Raw genomic sequence first — 2,998 nt, 5'->3', positions numbered from 1 at the left:
GTGCGGCAACGTAGTTGGCTGCGAGCACCGCGGCACCCGTTGCCTGCTTGAGGCCCTCGGAGCCCATCATGCGCACGTAGGCCCACGAGATCGGCAGGATGCTGGGTGAGCCGTACTTGGCAGCGCTGACGATGTGCGGGTCGTCGAAGTGCGTCGTTCCGGCGGCACCGGGGAGGAAGGGCGCGAGGTGCGCCTTCGCCGCGACGGGACCGACACCGGGACCGCCGCCGCCGTGCGGGATGCAGAAGGTCTTGTGCAGGTTGAGGTGCGAGACGTCGCCGCCGAAGTCGCCATACCGGGCGTAGCCGAGCAGGGCGTTGAGGTTGGCGCCGTCGACGTAGACCTGACCGCCGGCCTCGTGCACGGCATCCGTGATGCTTCGCACCTCGTGCTCGTAGACGCCGTGCGTCGACGGGTAGGTGATCATCAGCGCGGCGATGCTGTCGGCGTGGTCGGCGATCTTGGCGCGCAGGTCGTCGAGGTCGACGTTGCCGAGGTCATCGCAGGCGACCACGACGACCTTCATGCCGGCGAGAACCGCGCTGGCCGCGTTGGTTCCGTGGGCGGACGACGGGATGAGGCAGGTGACCCGCTGCGTGTCGCCGTTGGCGAGGTGGTAGCCGCGAATCGCGAGCAGACCCGCGAGCTCGCCCTGGCTTCCCGCATTGGGCTGCAGCGAGACGTTGTCGTAGCCGGTGACCTCGGCCAGCCAGCCCTCGAGCTGGCTGATCAGCTCACGGTAGCCGACGGTGTCGCTGTCGGGCGCGTAGGGGTGGAGCCCTGCGAACTCCGGCCAGGTCACCGCCTCCATCTCGCTGGCGGCATTGAGCTTCATGGTGCACGACCCGAGCGGGATCATGCCGCGGTCGAGGGCGTAGTCCTTGTCGGCGAGGTACTTGAGGTAGCGCATCATGCTCGTCTCCGAGCGGTGCGTGTTGAAGACCGGGTGGGTCAGGTACTCCGACGACCGGTTGAGGGAGGCGTCGATGGGCGATGCGGGCCGCCAGCTGCCCTTCTCCCGGCCGGCGACCGGCTCTGCGCCGAGGGGCGCGAGGATGCGGTCGAGCAGCTCCGCGTCGAGGGCGCTGACCTCGTCGAAGCTGAGGCGCACGGTGTCGTCGTCGACGAGGCCGTAGAGAATGCCGTCGGCGTAGGCGGCCGCGACAACCTCGGAGGCACGCCCAGGCACGCTCACCAGCAGGGTGTCGAAGTAGCTCTCGTGCACGACGGTGACCTGCGAGGCCCGCAGGCGCGCGGCGGCGTTGACCGTCGTGCGGTGCACGTTCTGCGCAATCGTCTTGAGGCCCTGCGGCCCGTGGTAGACGGCGTACATGCCGGCCATGATGGCGAGCAGCACCTGCGCGGTGCAGATGTTCGACGTGGCCTTCTCGCGGCGGATGTGCTGCTCGCGTGTCTGCAGCGACAGGCGGTAGGCGGGGTCGGCGGCATCCTGCGAGACACCGACGAGGCGACCCGGAAGCTGCCGCTCCAGCCCGGCGCGCACGGCCATGTAGCCGGCGTGGGGGCCGCCGAAGCCCATGGGAACGCCGAAGCGCTGCGACGAGCCGACCGCGACATCCGCGCCGAGTTCGCCGGGCGCCTTGATGAGCGTCATCGCGAGCAGGTCGGCCGCGACGATCGCGACACCGCCCTGCTCCTTGACGGCGGCGATGACAGAGCTGGGGTCCCAGACGCGCCCCGAGGCGCCGGGGTACTGGATGAAGACGCCGAAGGCCGGCTCGATGGTGGAGAAGTCGGTCTCGACCAGGGCAATGCCGACGGCGTCGGCGCGGTTGCGCAGCAGCGCCTTCGTCTGCGGGAGGGTGTCGGCGTCGACCAGAAAGGTGTTCGCCGTCGAACCGGACGCACGGCGCGCGAGCAGCATGCCCTCGACGACGGCGGTGGCTTCGTCGAGCATCGACGCGTTGGCGGTCGCCATGCCGGTGAGGTCGGCGACCATCGTCTGAAAGTTGATGAGCGCCTCAAGCCGGCCCTGCGAGATCTCGGGCTGGTAGGGCGTGTACGCCGTGTACCAGCTCGGGTTCTCGAGCACATTGCGCTTGATCACGGCGGGGGTGATCGTGTCGTAGTAGCCGAGGCCGATCATCGACCGGTTGACCCGGTTCTTCGAGGCGAGGGCGCGCAGCTCGGCGAGAGCCTCGCGCTCCGAGGCGGCGGCGGGAATGACGGAGTCGGCGATGGGGCCGACGGCGATCGCATCCGGCACGGCGGCGGTGACGAGAGCGTCGACCGAGTCGTAGCCGAGGGCGGCGAGCATGCGGGACTGCGCCGCGTCATCCGTTCCGATGTGGCGCGCGGAGAAAGGAACTGACATTACTCGCCGACCAGCGCCGTGTACTCGTCGTAGCTGAGCAGGGCAGGAAGCTCCGTGAAGGTCACCTTGATGAGCCAGCCCTCGCCGAAGGGGTCGGAGTTGACCAGTGACGGGTCGTCGACCACCGAGGAGTTCGCCTCGGCCACCGTGCCGTTGACGGGTGCGAAGAGCTCGCCCACCGACTTGGTCGACTCGATTTCGCCGACCACCGATCCGCTGGCGACGTCGGCGCCGACCGCGGGCAGCTCGACGAAGACGACGTCGCCCAGCTTCTCGGCCGCGTAGGCGGTGATGCCAACGGTGGCGGTGTCGCCGTCAACCAGCACCCACTCGTGCTCGGCGGTGTACTGGAGGGTGGTTGCGTCAGCCATTACTTGGACTCTCTCTTGTAGAAGGGCAGTTTCACTACGGATGCGGGGATGCGCGTTCCACGCACATCGACCGCCAGACTCGTGGACTCGGCCGCGTCGGGGTCGACGTAGGCCATCGCGATGGGGTACCCGAGGGTGGGTGACAGCGCACCGCTCGTGATGACGCCAACCTCGCGATCCGCGTCGAAGACCGGGTAGCCGGCGCGCCCCGCGCGCTTGCCCTCGGTGGTGAGGCCGACGAGAACACGCGCAGTGGATGCGGGGCCCTCCTCTGAGGCCGCCCTGCCCACGA

3 protein-coding genes are annotated in these 2,998 nt (G+C 69.0%); all 3 read right to left on the bottom strand.

Features of this window, described 5'->3' with window-relative positions:
- A partial coding sequence (gcvP, locus tag ACILQS_RS16125) for an aminomethyl-transferring glycine dehydrogenase (protein WP_395641142.1) occupies window positions 1–2,335 on the bottom strand: 2,335 nt, incomplete at its 3' end.
- Window positions 2,335–2,706, bottom strand: a complete 372-nt coding sequence (gene gcvH / locus ACILQS_RS16120) for a glycine cleavage system protein GcvH (RefSeq protein WP_395641141.1) — start codon at window positions 2,704–2,706, stop codon at window positions 2,335–2,337. The genes gcvP and gcvH, both read right to left, overlap by 1 nt.
- On the bottom strand, window positions 2,706–2,998 hold a 293-nt coding region (locus tag ACILQS_RS16115), incomplete at its 5' end, for a glycine cleavage T C-terminal barrel domain-containing protein (protein WP_395641140.1). The genes ACILQS_RS16115 and gcvH, both read right to left, overlap by 1 nt.

Source organism: Pseudolysinimonas sp. (genome assembly GCF_044239695.1).
Classification (GTDB): domain Bacteria; phylum Actinomycetota; class Actinomycetes; order Actinomycetales; family Microbacteriaceae; genus Pseudolysinimonas_A.
Note: the sequence above shows the minus strand (reverse complement) of the source record. Positions and strands in the feature narration are given on the sequence as shown.